At 58.1% G+C, this 16525-nt stretch carries 17 protein-coding genes; 11 read left to right on the plus strand and 6 right to left on the minus strand.

The features are described 5' to 3' along the window. Positions 1–48: 48 nt before the first annotated feature. Positions 49–1650 carry a peptide chain release factor 3 gene (locus AABB29_RS13450; protein ID WP_341366424.1) on the minus strand — a complete coding sequence of 534 codons (1602 nt, stop codon included), beginning with the start codon at positions 1648–1650 and terminating at the stop codon, positions 49–51. Positions 1651–1760: 110 nt separating this feature from the next. Here AABB29_RS13450 and AABB29_RS13455 point away from each other — a divergent pair, with 110 nt between their 5' ends. Beyond that, positions 1761–2684: a glycosyltransferase family A protein gene (locus tag AABB29_RS13455; RefSeq protein WP_341366423.1), complete on the plus strand. Its 924-nt coding sequence runs from the start codon at positions 1761–1763 to the stop codon at positions 2682–2684. Between the two features lie 82 nt (positions 2685–2766). After that, positions 2767–3384: a hypothetical protein gene (locus AABB29_RS13460; protein ID WP_341366422.1), complete on the plus strand. Its 618-nt coding sequence runs from the start codon at positions 2767–2769 to the stop codon at positions 3382–3384. 1 nt (position 3385) lies between these two features. Here AABB29_RS13460 and AABB29_RS13465 read toward each other — a convergent pair whose 3' ends face one another. Continuing rightward, the gene (locus tag AABB29_RS13465; protein ID WP_341366421.1) at positions 3386–4348 is read right to left on the minus strand and encodes a Hint domain-containing protein; all 963 of its coding nucleotides are present in this window, start codon (positions 4346–4348) and stop codon (positions 3386–3388) included. Between the two features lie 118 nt (positions 4349–4466). Between AABB29_RS13465 and AABB29_RS13470 the strand changes: the two genes are divergently transcribed. The 4 genes from AABB29_RS13470 to AABB29_RS13485 all read left to right on the plus strand — a co-directional run bounded on the left by AABB29_RS13470 (position 4467) and on the right by AABB29_RS13485 (position 8306). Beyond that, on the plus strand, positions 4467–5246 hold the full coding sequence (locus tag AABB29_RS13470) for an SDR family oxidoreductase (protein ID WP_341366420.1): 780 nt from the start codon (positions 4467–4469) through the stop codon (positions 5244–5246). Continuing rightward, a complete protein-coding gene (locus tag AABB29_RS13475) occupies positions 5246–6364 on the plus strand; it encodes a hypothetical protein (protein WP_341366419.1) in 1119 nt (372 codons plus the stop codon). Before AABB29_RS13470 ends, AABB29_RS13475 begins: the two co-directional genes overlap by 1 nt. Before the next feature lie 75 nt (positions 6365–6439). Next, a complete protein-coding gene (locus AABB29_RS13480) occupies positions 6440–7510 on the plus strand; it encodes an ABC transporter ATP-binding protein (RefSeq protein ID WP_341366418.1) in 1071 nt (356 codons plus the stop codon). A gap of 313 nt (positions 7511–7823) precedes the next feature. Then, the gene (locus tag AABB29_RS13485) at positions 7824–8306 is read left to right on the plus strand and encodes a hypothetical protein (RefSeq protein ID WP_341366417.1); all 483 of its coding nucleotides are present in this window, start codon (positions 7824–7826) and stop codon (positions 8304–8306) included. Positions 8307–8478: 172 nt separating this feature from the next. On the opposite strand, the gene AABB29_RS13490 is transcribed toward AABB29_RS13485, so the two are convergent. From AABB29_RS13490 to ccmI, 3 genes are read right to left on the minus strand one after another with little or no spacing between them, the layout of a single operon-like run. Then, complete coding sequence (locus AABB29_RS13490) at positions 8479–8721, minus strand: DUF1289 domain-containing protein (protein ID WP_341366416.1); 243 nt, start codon at positions 8719–8721, stop codon at positions 8479–8481. Further along, entirely contained in the window at positions 8718–9194 is a 477-nt protein-coding gene (gene ruvX, locus AABB29_RS13495) for a Holliday junction resolvase RuvX (RefSeq protein WP_341366415.1), read from the minus strand. Before ruvX ends, AABB29_RS13490 begins: the two co-directional genes overlap by 4 nt. After that, a complete protein-coding gene (ccmI, locus tag AABB29_RS13500; protein ID WP_341366414.1) occupies positions 9191–10474 on the minus strand; it encodes a c-type cytochrome biogenesis protein CcmI in 1284 nt (427 codons plus the stop codon). The genes ruvX and ccmI overlap by 4 nt, the downstream gene beginning before the upstream one ends. Positions 10475–10665: 191 nt before the next feature. Here ccmI and AABB29_RS13505 point away from each other — a divergent pair, with 191 nt between their 5' ends. Next, complete coding sequence (locus tag AABB29_RS13505) at positions 10666–11910, plus strand: sarcosine oxidase subunit beta family protein (RefSeq protein ID WP_373636570.1); 1245 nt, start codon at positions 10666–10668, stop codon at positions 11908–11910. Positions 11911–11927: 17 nt separating this feature from the next. Here AABB29_RS13505 and AABB29_RS13510 read toward each other — a convergent pair whose 3' ends face one another. Next, positions 11928–12062: a hypothetical protein gene (locus AABB29_RS13510; protein WP_341366413.1), complete on the minus strand. Its 135-nt coding sequence runs from the start codon at positions 12060–12062 to the stop codon at positions 11928–11930. Positions 12063–12229: 167 nt separating this feature from the next. Between AABB29_RS13510 and AABB29_RS13515 the strand changes: the two genes are divergently transcribed. The 4 genes from AABB29_RS13515 to AABB29_RS13530 all read left to right on the plus strand — a co-directional run bounded on the left by AABB29_RS13515 (position 12230) and on the right by AABB29_RS13530 (position 16480). Beyond that, positions 12230–12451, plus strand: a complete 222-nt coding sequence (locus tag AABB29_RS13515) for a hypothetical protein (RefSeq protein WP_341366412.1) — start codon at positions 12230–12232, stop codon at positions 12449–12451. A gap of 135 nt (positions 12452–12586) precedes the next feature. Further along, the gene (locus AABB29_RS13520) at positions 12587–12916 is read left to right on the plus strand and encodes a sarcosine oxidase subunit delta (protein WP_341366411.1); all 330 of its coding nucleotides are present in this window, start codon (positions 12587–12589) and stop codon (positions 12914–12916) included. Beyond that, positions 12913–15924 carry a sarcosine oxidase subunit alpha family protein gene (locus AABB29_RS13525; protein ID WP_341366410.1) on the plus strand — a complete coding sequence of 1004 codons (3012 nt, stop codon included), beginning with the start codon at positions 12913–12915 and terminating at the stop codon, positions 15922–15924. The genes AABB29_RS13520 and AABB29_RS13525 overlap by 4 nt, the downstream gene beginning before the upstream one ends. Then, positions 15917–16480: a sarcosine oxidase subunit gamma family protein gene (locus AABB29_RS13530; protein WP_341366409.1), complete on the plus strand. Its 564-nt coding sequence runs from the start codon at positions 15917–15919 to the stop codon at positions 16478–16480. The genes AABB29_RS13525 and AABB29_RS13530 overlap by 8 nt, the downstream gene beginning before the upstream one ends. The last annotated feature ends 45 nt before the right edge of the window (positions 16481–16525 follow it).

Below are 16525 nucleotides of genomic sequence, written 5' to 3' on the forward strand. Positions count from 1 at the left end.
AGCAGGTCAACACGGCCTGTCCAGATCACCGGCGAGGAATGCGCGGGTTTACCCCGAAACCATCATTTCCTTCGTCGCACTCAGCGTCACATCCGGATAATCGCGCCCAACGCGGTCAATATCCCATTGCAGACGGGTCAGGAACACCGCGTCCCCGTCATTGTCCGTCGCGATATGCTGCTTGTTGGCGTCCGAGAACTTGTCCACCGCTTCCTTGTCCCCATGCACCCAGCGGGCGGATGTGAATTGCGACGCTTCAAAGCGGACCGGCAGCCCGTATTCCATCTCAATCCGGCTGGCGAGCACCTCGAACTGCAGCGCCCCCACAACGCCGACGATAAAGCCGGAGCCGAACGTCGGTTTGAACACTTTGGCGGCCCCTTCTTCGGCAAATTGCATCAAAGCCTTTTCCAGATGCTTGGCCTTCATCGGGTCACCCGCACGGCAGGTCTGCAGCAGTTCCGGCGCAAAGGACGGAATACCCGACACGCGGATCGCTTCGCCCTCGGTCAGCGTATCGCCAATGCGCAACTGGCCGTGGTTGGGAATGCCGATAATATCGCCCGCCCAGGCCTCTTCGGCCAATTCCCGGTCAGCGGCCAGAAACAGCACCGGATTGGTCACGGCCATCTGCTTTTTGCTGCGCACATGGGTCAGCTTCATCCCCCGCTCAAAATGACCCGAGGCCAGGCGGACAAAGGCCACCCGGTCCCGGTGCTTGGGGTCCATATTGGCCTGCACCTTAAAGACAAATCCCGCGACCTTCTTTTCCTCAGGCGCGATATTACGGGGTTGGGCGGTTTGGATCTGCGGCTCGGGGCCATAGGTGGCCAGACCGTCCATCAATTCTTTCACGCCAAAGGAATTCATCGCAGAGCCGAACCAGATCGGTGTCATGGACCCATTCAAAAGGGATTCAGGGTCAAGCTGCGGCAACAGCTCCTTAGCCATCTCGATCTCTTCGAGGAACTTTTCCAGCAAATGCGCCGGCACATGTTCCGCCAATTGTGGATCATCAAGGCCGCTGATCTGGATGCTTTCAGCCACCTTGTTCCGGTCAGCACGATCCATCAGTTCCAGCTTATCGCGCAGAATATCATAGCAGCCGATGAACTCACGGCCCACACCAATGGGCCAGGAGGCCGGGGTCACGTCAATCGCCAGATTTTCCTGAATTTCGTCAATAATATCAAATGTATCGCGACTCTCACGGTCCATCTTGTTACAGAACGTCAGGATCGGCAGATCGCGCAGACGGCAGACCTCAAACAGCTTCTGTGTCTGGCTTTCCACACCCTTGGCCCCATCGATCACCATCACGGCGGCATCCACGGCCGTCAGCGTGCGATAGGTATCCTCGGAAAAATCCGAGTGCCCGGGGGTGTCGACCAAATTGAACCGGTATTTCTCAAAATCAAACGACATGGCGGAGGCGGACACGGAAATCCCCCGATCCTTCTCCATCTGCATGAAATCCGACCGGGTGCGCCGGGCCTCACCCTTGGCGCGGACCTGTCCGGCCATCTGAATAGCGCCGCCATAAAGCAGGAATTTCTCAGTCAGCGTCGTCTTGCCCGCATCCGGGTGCGAGATAATCGCAAAGGTGCGGCGGCGGGCGATTTCGGGCGGAAGATCGGGGCGATTTGTCATGGCACCGCTTTAGGGCCTCTGCCGGGCAAGGGCAATGGCGCCGGCCGATAGAATAAACCGCTGTGCTGACGCGTAAGCCGATCAAGTGATAATGATTAAACGGGGAAAACATGGGCTTTCGGGAAACGCAGCCTAACATCGTGAAACACACAGTGGTGATCCCAACCAAAGACCGACCAAACCTGCTGCGGCGTGCGGTGGGCAGCGCGCTGGCAGGGCTGGCGCAGGGCGGTGAAGTCCTGGTTATTGATGATCACTCTCAAACAGAGGCAAAGAAGACATTGCGGCAGGTCCATGATCCGCGTCTGCGCATTCTGTGTGTGCCGGCCGGGCAAACCGGCGTTTCGGCGGCACGCAATTTTGGCATCGCCCAAGCGCGGGGGGATGTGATCTTTTTCCTCGACGATGACGATACTTTACAGCCGGGATATTGCGCGCATGTGCTGCGTGAGGGCGCTATGGGTCATGACTATGGTTTCTCATCGGTGTTTCAGGCCACCTGTAAACAGGGCAAGCCACGTCTTAAAACTGCGCGTTTTGCCCAAGGGACCATTCCATCGGCGGCCGGTTTGGGCAGAAAACTCTGCGGTTTTGGAATGGGCTTTTGGATTTGGCGGCATGTGGTCTTCCAGATGGGGCCAATACGCCAGGATCTGAGCATCAATGAAGATACCGAATATCTTTGCCGCTTAATCTCAAAAGGGCGCAAGGGCTGGTACTCTGAATTGCCCGGGGTCGTCGTTTGGGACCATTCCGGCGGCACGCCCGGGGATCTGGGGCATTTGACCCGTCGCGCCAGCGCGGCTGAGCGGGCACGTTGCATGTCGATTTTGTGTGAGACTTATCCAACGATGGCCAGTTATCTTGGCCGGGGCTATCTGCGCCACTGCCTCAAAGCCGGTACGTATCAGCAAATGCGTCAGTTCATTGTCGGGTTGCAAAGCTGGCGGATGCGCGCGGCGATGCTGCGCTTTGCCCTGGTCAAAGGGGTCGCTTACAGCGCGACAGGACGGTTAGGGCGTTTGGCAGCCTGACGTATATGGTTGCCGGGGTTTAACCGATAGTTTGCCTTCCCAATGTAGGGTCCGGCAAAGGCAGGTAAATCACGGTGGTATCATGCGATTTGGATCAGCACTGGCTGCGCTGTTGCTGGCCGGTTGTGGCGGCGGCGGTAGCGGCAGCAACGCGGGCAGCGGCATCGATCCTCGTCTTGAACGGCTTGATGTCTATGAGGCGCAGAAACTGCGGGTGCTCGGTGATCCCGATATCGGTGTCATTGGGATGGCGCCAACCCCAGATGAAATGATCCCCGATACGGGCACCGCCGTCTTTACCGGCTCTGCGACAATCAGGGTGGAAGATCCCAATGCCGAACTGGTTCTATTTGGCGATTCCTCGGTCAGCATTGGGTTTGATGATGGGGCAGTCTCAGGTGTGATGGATAATTTCTTTGGCACAGATGCAACGGGGGATGTCATCGATTATAGCGGGACGATCAATATCGATGATGGCGGGCTCGATCCGGCGCTCACGCTTGATTACGCCGGGACATTGTCAGGTAGCGGCACCGATCTGGTGATCGCGGGTGTCATGCAGGGCGCATTTCTGGATGATCCACTGGGGGCGCTTTCCGGAACTGATCTGGAAGCCGACATCATCTATAATGGGGTGCCGACCGATGGGACAATGATCGTCATTGGCGAGACGGAAGGAGTGACCACGGCGGAACCCTAATTTACCCCATCGACGCACGCCGCAACAACACGGCAACCCGGTTGGCAGGCAGCAAACTGTCAGTGACCTCGTACGCCTTATATGGTGAGCGTTCATGGAGCGTGCGGCTGGCCTCGTCTGGCAGACCAATGCGGGCGCGTTGGTCAACCAGATGGGATTCGGCGGCGATACCTTCGGCATAGATGATGTAATGGCCATCAAAAACCAGTTGAAAATAGTCGATGAAACCACCGTGACGGCGGATGATTGTGTCGTCATCAACCAGCTTTTCTGCCTTGATCAGCACCTCTGCGCGGCCAAGCCCGGCATGATCAACGCGTTGATAAACAAAAAGGCGATGATCAGAACGCAGGACCAGATCATGCTCATTGTGAAGCGCGCCTTTGGTGATCACGACCGGCGCAAAATTACCCTCGGCGCGCATTGTGTTCTGAACAATCCAGCGCACCGGGCGCATCCCCGCATCGCGGGTCAGGACCATGTCACCAATTGCGATCGCCTCGATTGGGCGCTGGGTACCGTCGGCCATGGTGATGCGGGTGCCTGTCGCGAATGATCCGGTGGCAGCCTCTGCAAAACGGCGGGTCGTGGTATGGCGGTCGGTGCTGACCAGCGTATAGGGGATATCGGGTCGTAGTTCGGCCATTGGCAGCAGATAGATCGCGGCAACATGGGCGTCTGCGGTTTCAACCAGGATCAAAGCCTCATAGGTGCGCCCGTCGGGGGCCATGATTGTCAGGCAGCAATCCAAATGCACCGGGTTATGGGGGGGCAGGGCCATGTGCAAAGCGTCGCCATCGATTGTCAGGTCGAGGGGGCGCAATTGCGCATCGTCTGACAACTGATAGGCATCATCCATGACCAGCTCATCGGCAAATGACAGCGGATCGCCCAAGGCGACACCTGCCGATGCGCAAAAATCAGCGGCCCGAAAAACGTCAACTGTAAAGCTATCTTGCGCCATGCCCTATTGAGTAACGCGCGCAGCGTACCGGGCCAAGTGGGAATAAGGGGCGATTGCTCCCATGGGATGTGGATGCTAGGTCAGTTCCAATCATAAATCAGTCGGGGAGGCTGCGGTCATGGATCTGGGAATCAAAGGAAAACGGGCACTGGTCTGTGCATCATCCAAAGGGCTGGGGCGTGGTTGCGCCGAAGCCTTGGCCGCCGCGGGCGTCAATCTGATCCTGAACGCACGCGGGGCAGAGGCGCTGGAAGAAACCGCCGCCCATATCCGCGATACCTATCAGGTGCAGGTCCTGACGGTCCTTGCGGATGTGACGCAAGAAGCCGGGCAGGCAAAACTGCTCGATGTTGCGCAAGGCGTTGATATTCTTGTGAATAACGCTGGGGGACCACCTCCGGGGATCTGGTCGGACTGGGACAGGGATGATTTTATTGCGGCCCTTGATGCCAATATGCTGGCGCCCATCGCGCTGATGAAAGCGCTGATGCCTGCGATGATTGATCAGGGCTGGGGGCGGGTGGTCAACATCACCTCAGGGTCCGTCAAAGCCCCGATCCCGCAGTTGGGCCTATCCAATTCCGCACGGGCCGGGCTGACCGGTTATGCGGCAGGGACCGCGCGGCAAGTTGCGCAATACGGGGTGAACATCAACAACATGCTGCCCGGCATCCACGCGACTGACCGGGCCGTCAGCCTGGATACCGGTGTGTCCAAGGCGCAGGGGATCGATCTGGAGACAGCCAAAGCGCAACGCGAGGCGACGATCCCAGCCCGGCGCTATGGCACGGCCAGCGAATTTGGCGCGATGTGCGCGTTTTTATGCTCGCAACATGCAGGCTTTATCGTCGGGCAGAATATCGTGCTGGATGGCGGCGCGATTAACGCCACGATCTGATGGCCGAAAAATTCAGCCTCAAGGACCATCTATTCAACGCCGAAACGGTCTCCCTTTTGGGGGGGCATTTCGAACAGGCAGGCGTCTTCACCGCCGCCCCCTTTGTCCAAGACGTGATGGCTGAAATGGGCCCGCTTGAGCTGAAAGCGCGGATCAATCTGATTGCGGCAGTGCTGGCGCGGTATCTGCCAGCAGATTTCCCCGCTGCGGGGCAGGCGATCAGTGCGGCCTTGCCACCACCGCTTGACCCAACTTTATCCGATGATGATTTCGGGCATTTCATCTATGCGCCCCTTGGTGTTTATGTGGAAAATCATGGGCTTGAGGGTGATCTGACGCTCAGCCTTGATCTGATGGAACAGATCACGCAGCGGTTTTCCATGGAATATGCGATCCGTGCTTTTCTGAACCGATGGCCTGATGAAACCTTGGAACGGATGCAGGATTGGGTGGGGCATGAACACTATCATGTGCGCCGTTTGGTCAGCGAAGGGACGAGGCCAAAATTGCCTTGGGGGCAGGCTATTGGGCTGACATCGGCGCAAACATTGCCGCTTTTGGACCGGCTCTATGCGGATCGCACGCGCTTTGTCACCCGGTCCGTCGCGAACCATTTGAACGATATTACGAAAAAAGAACCTGATGCGGTGCTGGCCCGGTTGGAAGGCTGGCAGACAGCGGGCGGGCAATCGCAAAAGGAACTTGAATGGCTGCGCAAACATGCGCTGCGCGGTTTGATCAAGGCAGGGCACCCCGGGGCCATGCGTCATCTGGGCTATCACCCGGATGTTGCCGTCACGGTGTCGGATCTCAGTATCACGCCCGCGCAGGTCGCCCGCGGGCAAAGCGCCGAGATCACGTTCACCTTGACGGCAAAGCAGGACGCGCCGCTTATCGTGGATTACGTGATCGACTTTGTAAAAGCTAACGGCAAAACCGCGCCGAAAGTGTTCAAACTGAAACTGCTTAAGGCCAAGGCAGGCAAACCGGTGCATCTAAAGAAACGCCATGTTTTCAAAGACAACGCCACAACATTCACGCTGCATCCCGGCGCACATCAATTGCATGTGCAAGTGAACGGGCGGTGCGCAGCGTCGCTGGGTTTTGAATTGAGCTAGGACCCAAGCTTGCCCCAGACGGGAACTGTTGCTAGGGAAACCAAACCCTTATTTGGTCAGGCACCCGTACCCTTCATGCAGTCCCCCCGGCTTGAGATCGCAAATATCGTCAAGGACTATGGCGGGCGGCGTGTTGTTGATGACGTCAGCTTGCAGGTGATGCCCGGGCAGGTGACGTGCCTTTTGGGGCCATCAGGCTGCGGGAAATCGACAACGCTGCGGATTATTGCCGGGGTGGAAAAACAGGATCGGGGGACGATCCATGTCGATGGAAAACTGGTCTGTGACACCGTTTTTCGCCTGCCGCCTGAGGCCCGATCAATCGGGCTGATGTTCCAGGATTTCGCGTTGTTCCCACATCTGACCGTTGGCCAGAACGTGGCCTTCGGATTGCAAACGCGGGACGCGGGGGCGCGGGTCCAGGCATTGCTTGATAAGGTTGGCATGACCCGGCATATCGATGACTACCCGCATCAGCTTTCGGGTGGCGAGCAGCAGCGCGTCGCCTTGGCGCGGGCCCTGGCGCCCAAGCCGCAGATCATGCTGATGGATGAGCCCTTCTCGGGCCTCGATGACCGCCTGCGCGACGACATCCGGGACGAAACGCTCGCGGTGCTTAAAGACGAAGGAACAGCGGTGCTGCTGGTGACGCATGAACCCGGCGAGGCGATGCGCATGGCCGATGAAATCGCGTTGATGCGCGATGGCCGGGTTGTGCAGCAAGGGGCACCTTATAACATCTACAATGCGCCGATTGATCGGGCGGCAGCGGCCTTTTTCAGCGATATCAATGTGATACCAGGTGTTGTGCAGGGTGCGCTGACCGATACGCCCTTCGGGCAATTTCTGGCGCCGGGCCTGCCCGACGGGACTGAAGTTGATATCGTGATCCGCCCGCAGCATCTAAAGATCGATTTTGACCGTGGCGGGCGGGGCCCAAAACCAACCTCGTCCGAGGGCACAGCAGCCCGGGCCACCGTCGCGCGGGCGCGATTCATGGGGGCGTCCAGTCTGGTCGAATTTCGGATGGACTATGATGGATCAATCCTGAAAGCGGTTGTGCCATCGGTCTTTCTGCCCAAGCCGGGCACAGCGCTGTGGCTGATGATCCGGCGCGACCGCTGCTTTGTGTTTCCGCGTGCGTGAGTGATGAGGCGCCAGCGCTCGGCGCATCAATCGATGTTAAGAAACGTGCAGTATGCCGTGGCTTATTTACCCGTCGAATATGGACATGATCCAAGCAGAGGATGCCTTGTCGCAAAATGCAGCGAACGGCAGGATTGAGCCCAAAGTGACCGATGCTGCGGGCTGCACGAATGTCCACTGATCAAAAAATTGGCTGATGGACCTGCCACGGTCGGACCTAGCTCTATCTGCGTTCTCCAAAACGCATCGACGGGGCCACAGTGATCCTATATCCCCCGAGTAGCCAAATTTCCTGCAGTCAGAGGACCCGCAAATGGAACCAGAATTTGTCGACGGTGTTATATTCGACGCACTTACGTTTTTGCGGTCGGCAGCAAACCAAAATGGCCCAGAAATCATAACATTCGCTTTGTACTTCGATCATGAAGGAAGTGCGCTTTCGGTTTGTGCAGATACCATCGAAAATTCACAAAGAACCGTCGATCAAACAAACTCTTTCAATTTCAAATACTTCTCCAAAGCGATTGAGCATAGCGATCTGGAAAAGGCGTCTCTGTGGCAATGCAATATTGGCCGCAGCCTGAGTGTAGGTGACTTCAAGCATGTCAATCTTGCACGAAGAGATATGCCAAGTCATATGAGCGCTACCAAGCTATTTTTGGAAATGCCAAAAGGCATAATGCGCCATACACATTCGATTCTTGCGGTGTGCGATCCACGCAATCAGATCGTATTTGCTACCTCGACAGAGAATGATGAAGTTGGTCTGGTTTGGAGCCCACCAACAAACACTTAAATCCTCCGAAAAGCGCTCAGCACAACAACATTGATTTAAGCGATGTTCCATAAGCAGTCATTGGCGCAACCTCAGCGAAAGCTCACTTTGTCCGCATAGTAGCCTTACGTGAAATAATCCGCAAACTTCTGCTTTGATCTTCCAAACACGCTCGGCTTTACGCTTAAAGTCGCTATTTTGCTCGCGCTGCCCGGCCACCGCGACGTTTGGTGATTTCACCAGCGCGCGCAGGCAGCGCGTCCATCACCGCTTGGCGTGCCGCTGCAGTCATCCCCGACCAGGCGCCTATCTCGTCAATGGAACGCAGACAGCCAACGCAAAGGCGGCTTTCGGGATGGATGACGCAGGTCTTGACGCAAGGGCTTTCGATCTCAGCGCGGGCCCAGATGTGATCAGTGTTCTCAGATTTACTCATCCTTGGGTCCTCATATAGGTCAGCCGGTCCAGCATACCTTGCAGAATATAACCCGCAGCGACATGGTCGATCACCTCTGCGCGACGTTTGCGTGACGTATCCGCCTCGAGCAGGGCGCGTTCGGCGGCGACGGTTGACAACCGTTCATCCCAAAAGGTGATCGGCAAGGGGGTCAGTTTTTCCAGATTGCGGGCAAAGGCGCGGGTGGCCTGACAGCGCGGTCCCTCTGATCCATCCATATTCATGGGCAGCCCCAGCACCAGGCCGGTGACCATGCGATGCGACGTGATTTCAAGCAGTTTGGCCGCATCGATCCCGAATTTCTTGCGCCGGATCGTTTGCAGCGGCGAGGCAACGCTGCGCATCGAATCTGAGATCGCCAAACCAATCGTTGCCGTGCCCAGATCAAGCCCGGCAAGCGGGCCCAGATCGGGCAGCGCATCCAGAAATGCGTCAGGTGTTTCGCAGATCATTCCAGGACCCCTGCATCGCGGGCGGCATTGGTCAGGATTTCCATATCGCGCATCGAGCTGACAAAGACCTGTTGGGCTTCCTGCCATACGGTGCTGGCGGCGTCGAAATCACCCAGCACGGCATAAGCGCGGATCAGACGGGCCCAATCCTCGGCCGGGCCGCCTTCGGTCGCAAGGCGCTCCGCAAGGCCGGATACCATGCCGCCAATCATCTCGGCTTGTTCTTCAGGGGTGAGATCTGCGGCTGCATCCATCTGTTCAAATGATGGGCCACGGGTTTCGGGCAGGGCATATTCAATCCCGGCGAAATAGGCGACATCAGTGATCTGGGCGCGGGCGTTGGCGACGTGGAAATCATTGGGGTCTTCGCGCTCAACCAATTTGCGCCAGATACGAAACGCCAGATCGGCGCGGTCGGTTTGGTAATACAGTGCGCCCAGATAATAGCGGGCGGGGATACTGTCTGGATTGGCGGTCATGATGCGGTTGATCACTGCCTCAGATTCGGGCGACACCGCACCGCCGGCCGCGACAACCTGCAGATCCAGCAGCCGTTCCCAATCGGTCAGGCTGGCCGCGTCACCTTGAATAGTAATCACTTGGGCTTGGGCGGCAGCGGCACCTGCGTAATTGCGCAGCTCGACCTCGTGAAAGGCCAGGCGCGACCACGCTTCAAGATCATCGGGGCGGGTCGGGGCGATGGCGCGCAGCTGGGCAATCGCAGCGCGGTAATCCTCGGGCAGATCGACCGCTGGCGGGGGCGGGGCGATTGCCTCGAGCGCCGCTTGCGAGGGGCGATTTGCGCGCAAAGTTTCGCTGGTGTCCAGACGGGCCTGCAAAGGCAGATCGATATAGCCAGGGCGGCCAACGCCTTCGAAAAATAGGGGCGGCGCCAATTCGTGCAGCGTTGTGATACGGTCTTCGGACATGCCAAGCTGACGGGCGATACCGGCTGGGCCGACATAGAGGACAACCGCCAAAACCAGACAAAACAGCACAACCAGCGGCGCGCCCCAGCGGCTGGGGCGGTCGGCCAAATCGGCCTTTTGCTGGCTGCGATTTGCAGCGAGCAATCGGCGGGCAACCTCAACCCGGGCGTTTTCGGCCTCCTGCGGTTCCAATAGCCCGCGTTCAAGATCACGCTCAATCTCGGCCAGTTGCGCCTGGTAGATTGCAACATCGGTGCTTTCGTCCTGGCGCGGGGCCGGGCGCAAAAGCGGTACGGTTATGACAGCCGTGGCAGCCAATGTCATCACAATACAGGTGAGCCAGAATAGCATCTTCAGCAGTCCCTTGGGTGACCCCGACATAGACCGGGGCACGGCCCAAGAAAAGGGGCTGCGACCTTGTCGACATCGGCGCGGGCGATCACATGTCGTAAATTGCAGGCCAGACGCCGCTGGCGGTCTTATGCGGCGACGCTGTTGCAGGCAAAAAAGGGGCAGGGTGCCCGAAAGGACAAGACCAACCTATGAAACGATATTCCGCCTTTGCTATCGCGCGTGAGGCCCTGCGCAACCATCGCGGCTGGGACCGGGCATGGGCGAAGCGCAGCCCCAAACCCAAATATGATGTGATCATCGTTGGGGCAGGCGGGCATGGGCTGGCAACGGCTTATTATCTTGGTAAGAATTTCGGCATCACAAATGTCGCGATCCTTGAAAAAGGCTGGCTGGGCGGCGGCAATACGGGGCGGAACACGACGATTATCCGCTCCAACTATCTGCAAGACGCGTCGGCCGCGATTTATGAAAAATCCCGCAGCCTGTATGAAACGCTGAGCCAGGATTTGAACTACAACGTGATGTTCAGCCCGCGCGGCGTGATCATGCTGGCGCAGACCCATCACGAGGTACGCGGCTACCAGCGCACGGCCCATGCGAACGCGCTGCAAGGGGTGCAGACCGAATGGATCGGACCCGCACGGGTCAAGGAACTTTGCCCGATCATGAATATCAGCGGGCCGCGTTACCCGGTGTTGGGCGGTCTGTGGCAAGCGCGGGGCGGCACCGCGCGGCATGATGCGGTGGCCTGGGGTTATGCGCGGGCTTGCTCGGATATGGGCATGGATGTGATCCAGAACTGCGAAGTCACGGGCATCCGGCAGGAATTTGGCAAAGTGACCGGGGTTGAGACGACCCAAGGCCCGATTGATTGCGATAAGCTGGGCATGGTCGCCTCCGGGCATTCGGGCGTTTTGGCGCAGATGGCTGGTTTCAGGCTGCCCATCGAAAGCGTGGCGCTGCAGGCCCTGGTGTCCGAGCCGATCAAACCTTGCATGGATGTGGTCGTTATGGCGAACACCGTGCATGGCTATATGTCGCAATCGGATAAGGGTGAAATGGTGATTGGTGGTGGGGCTGACAGCTATAACAATTACACCCAACGCGGATCATTCCATCATATCGAAGAAACGGTGCGGGCATTGATCGAAACTTTTCCGATGATCTCTCGGCTCAAGATGTTGCGGCAATGGGGGGGGATTGTGGATATGACGGGGGACCGGTCGCCGATCTTGTCGAAAACCCCGGTTGAGGGCGTTTTCGTCAATTGCGGCTGGGGGACCGGCGGGTTCAAGGCCATTCCCGGCTCTGGCTGGGCCATGGCCGAATTGATGGCAAAAGGGCAATCGCCGCTGACGGATGATTTCAGCATGTTCCGCTTCCGCGACGGAAAATTCATTGACGAAAGCGTGGCCGCAGGGGTGGCGCATTGACCGGGGCGCAGCGCAGTCTATGCGGTATCGTCCGTCTGGTCGGTCTGGCGCGCCTCATCTGTGTCTTGCCCGCGCTGGGCGAAGGCTTCGGCCAGCATAAAGATGATTGCGGTGCTCAGGCCGCCGCCAAGGATGATCAACAACAATTCCATGCGCACAGGCTACCAAAAGCAGCGGCCAGGTCGATCCCGGCAAGCGATGGCCGAGCCAAATCGGCATATTTGGCGGCGCTTGGCCCATTTTGTCCGGGGATTTCCGCCGATGTTTCGCTTTTAAGCAAGGTCGTTTTGATGGGGCCGTCTGAAAAGGAGGACACATCATGGATGACTTCACTCAGTCCAAGGCCAGCGCAAGCACAGGCAGCGGCATCGGTTTTCTTATCGCCGCCGTCATTGTTGTACTGGTTCTTCTCTACGCGCTTTTTGCAGGTGGATCGGTTGACCCAACGGTTGACCCGGCTGCAGCGGGCGCAGCCGATGGCGCAGCTCCGGTTCTTGAAGAAACAGCGCCCGCAGCACCAGCGGTGCCTGCGACCGACTAACACGACCTCTTACCTCAGTACGATCAGGGGCGGACACGCGGCTGTGTCCGCCCTTGTTGCGTTTTTGCAGGCTGTACATACGCCATATGTACAGCATCTGTACGCGAAACATATGCCCCAGACAAAGGCCTGCCCATGCTGATCTTGCGATGCCCCTATTGCGGCGTGGATGTCGATGAAACCGATTTGCACGCCGGCGGGCAGGCCCATCTGACCCGCGAAGGCCCCGGCTCATCCGATGCTGATTTTGAAGACTACCTGTTCATGCGCGAAAACCCCAAAGGGGTGCATTTCGAACGCTGGCGCCACGCCTATGGCTGCGGGAAATGGTTTCATGCGGCGCGCTGCACCGTCTCGCTTGAGGTCTTTGGCACCTATCCGGCCCAGACGCTGAGACCGCCAGAGGAGTTGTGTGATCGTATTGCAGCAAAGCGACCCGGCTGGTCATGGGGGCGCGGCGAATGAGCACACGCCTTAGCGACTACGGCCGATTGCTAAACAGAAACAAAGCTGTAGAGTTCACATTTAACGGAAACCGGCTGCGCGGGTTCGCAGGGGACACGCTGGCCTCGGCCTTGTTGGCCAACGACCAGATGCTTGTCGGGCGGTCGTTCAAATATCACAGACCGCGCGGTGTGGTCGCAGCGGGCGCTGAGGAACCCAATGGCCTGGTCGGCCTTGGTGCCGATGGGCGGTTTGAGCCGAACCAGCGGATCACAACGACCGAGATTTTTGATGGTTTGACCGCAAAAACGCAAAACCATTGGCCAAGCCTGGAATTTGATGTCGGCGCGATCAATGCGCGCCTGTCAAAACTGCTACCTGCCGGTTTTTATTACAAAATGTTCATGTATCCACGCGCCTTTTGGAAACATGTCTACGAACCTTTTATACGCAAATCTGCAGGTCTTGGCGCGGCCCCCAAGGACCGCGATGCAGATAGTTATGAACATTTTCATGCCCATGTTGATGTTCTGGTCATCGGCGGCGGCGTGGCGGGACTGTCTGCTGCGTTGGCAGCAGGGCAATCCGGCGCGCGGGTGCTATTGATTGAGCAAGAACCCGACTGGGGTGGCCGCGCTGTTGTGGATCAGCCGGTCATCGATGGAATACCGGCGGATGAGTGGGTGAAGAATGCGCTGGAAGATATTGAAAAAAATGAAAATATATCTATAAGATCGCGCTGCATGGGCGCTGGCGTTTACGATCACGGCTACGCTTTGGCCTATGAACGTCTGACCGATCACAGCCCTGCAACCGGCGGCCCGCGTCACCGGCTCTGGCGTATCCGGGCCAAGCAAATCATCACCGCGACAGGGGCAATCGAGCGCCCGCTTTCTTTTGCCGGAAACGATGTGCCGGGCGTGATTTTGGCCGCAGCCCTGCGGGATTACGTGGTGAATTACGGCGTCTCGGTCGGTGACCGTACGGTCATCGTGACGAACAATGATGACGCCTATCGCACGGCGATTACGTTGAAACAGGCGGGGCTGGAAGTGCCTGCGATCATCGACGCGCGCACAGAGGCCAAGGGCGATCTGATCGACGAAGCCCGCGCCCTGGGGATCCACATTGCCTTTGGTAAGGGGATCGCCAAAGTCATGGGACGCAAGCGCGTGACCGGCGTTGGAATTTGTGCACAGGCTGGTGAAGGCGCCGTCCTGGAAGAGATCGCATGCGACTGCGTTGCGATGTCCGGCGGCTGGTCCCCGGTTGTGCATCTGTGGTCGCATTGCGGTGGCAAGCTGCATTGGGATGCAGCGCAGGCCATGTTCCGGCCTGATCCAGAGCGCCCGCCGAAAGGGCATGACGGTGCGGGTTTTGTCACCCCCGCCGGTACCGCAAATGGCAATCTGTTCACCGGTGATGTGATACAGGATGGCTGGGCGGCCGGGCAGGCAGCTGCGCAAGCGGCGGGGCATCGCAAACGCATAGGGAAGGCGCCAAAGGGGGATGATGCACAAGAGGATGCGTTGGCGCCGGTTTGGATGATGCCGCAAGGCGCAGGCGATGGGCTGCGCAGCAAAGCCTGGCTGGATTTTCAGAATGATGTGAAAGTCTCAGACATCGTGCTGGCCGCCCAAGAGGGGTTCGAAAGCGTTGAACATGCCAAGCGCTATACGACGCTGGGCATGGCGACGGATCAGGGGAAGCTGAGCAATATCAACGGATTGGCAGTGCTTTCGCAATCGTTGAATGCAGATATCCCGGATGTCGGCACAACAACCTTCCGCCCGCCGTACACGCCTATTTCTATGGGCGCGATTGGGGGCCATGCAAAGGATGATTTGTTCCAGCCCGTGCGCCTAACGCCGGTATCTGATTGGTCAAACGCCCATGGCGCTGATAATGAACCGGTGGGCCAATGGCGCAGGCCTTACGCCTATTTGCGCACAGGCGAAAGCGTCGCGGATGCGGTCAATCGCGAGGTGAAAAATACCCGCGAAAATGTGGGCCTGCTGGATGCCTCAACCCTGGGCAAGCTGATTGTCAAAGGGCCCGACGCAGGGCGCTTTTTGGACATGATCTACACTAACATGATGTCGACGCTGCCTATTGGAAAATGCCGCTACGGGCTGATGTGTTCGGAAAACGGGTTTTTGATCGATGATGGTGTTGTGGCGCGATTGTCTGAGGATACATGGCTCTGCCACACCACAACCGGGGGTGCGGATCACATCCATGCACATATGGAGGATTGGCTACAATGCGAATGGTGGGATTGGCAGGTTTATGTGGCCAATGTCACAGAACAATTTGCGCAGATTGCAGTTGTCGGACCTAACGCACGGAAAGTATTGGGAAAACTGGGCGGTATGGATGTTTCGGCCGAGGCAGTGCCGTTCATGCACTGGGCTGACGGGCAAATCGGCGGCTTTGATGCGCGGGTCTTCCGCATCTCATTCTCGGGTGAGCTGTCTTATGAAATCGCCGTGCCCGCCGGGCAAGGCGCCGCCTTTTGGGAGGCGCTGGTCGCTGCAGGGGACGCGTTTGGCATGATGCCTTATGGCACTGAATGCCTGCATATTTTGCGGGCTGAGAAGGGCTTTATCATGATCGGTGATGAAACCGACGGCACCGTGATCCCGCAGGATCTGAACCTGCAATGGGCGCTATCCAAGAAAAAGGATGACTACTTAGGCAAGCGCGCGCATGAGCGCAGTCATATGGCCGACCCGGACCGCTGGAAGCTGGTTGGATTAGAGACGCTCGATGGTTCTGTCTTGCCGGATGGGGCCTATGCGGTCGACGAGGGGCGCAACGAAAACGGGCAGGTGAACACCCAAGGGCGCGTTACCTCAACCTATTATTCGGCCAATTTGGGGAGGGGCATTGCCATGGGGCTGGTGCGGCATGGGCCGGAACGCATGGGCGAGGTGATCGCATTTGCCAAGGTGGACGGCACAAAGGTGCAGGCCAAGATCGTTGATCCGGTTGTCTATGACAAAGAGGGGGCCAAGCAGAATGTCTAACGCTGTCAGTGCTTTGGCGGGCCGAGAGGCCGTTGGCGAAGTGACGGTCCGCGATGCGGGCCTGCGCGGTATGATCACCCTGCGTGGTGATCTGGCCGATCCAAAGCTGCACGCGATCTGTACCGGCCTTGCAGGTGTCGATTTTCCTGGTGCGATGCGGGCCAATTGCGTCGGGCAGAAAGGGCTGTGCTGGATGTCACCCGATGAGATCTTGATCCTGCTGCCCTATGCTGAGGTGCCCAAAGCGCTTGGGATGATTGATGCCGCCCTGGAGGGGACCCATTATCTGGCGCAATCTGTCTCTGACGCGCGGGCGGTGCTGTCGGTCGAAGGCGGGTTCTGCCGTGAAGTCATAGCCAAGCTCGCCCCGGTTGATCTGCATCCCGACGCATTCAGGCCCGGTGATTTCAGGCGCACGCGGCTTGGCCAGGTCGCTGCTGCATTCTGGATGCGCGATGAGGCCTGTTTTGAGATCATCTGCTTTCGCTCCGTTGCGGGTTATGCCTTTGATCTGCTGGCCGCGAGCGCCAAGGCGGGCCCTGTCAGGCTGTTCTGAATGGCTCCGGGAGATGTTTCGATGCGCTTGGCCACAACTGGCTGA

This window comes from Yoonia sp. BS5-3 (assembly GCF_038069655.2).
GTDB classification, from domain to species: domain Bacteria; phylum Pseudomonadota; class Alphaproteobacteria; order Rhodobacterales; family Rhodobacteraceae; genus Yoonia; species Yoonia phaeophyticola.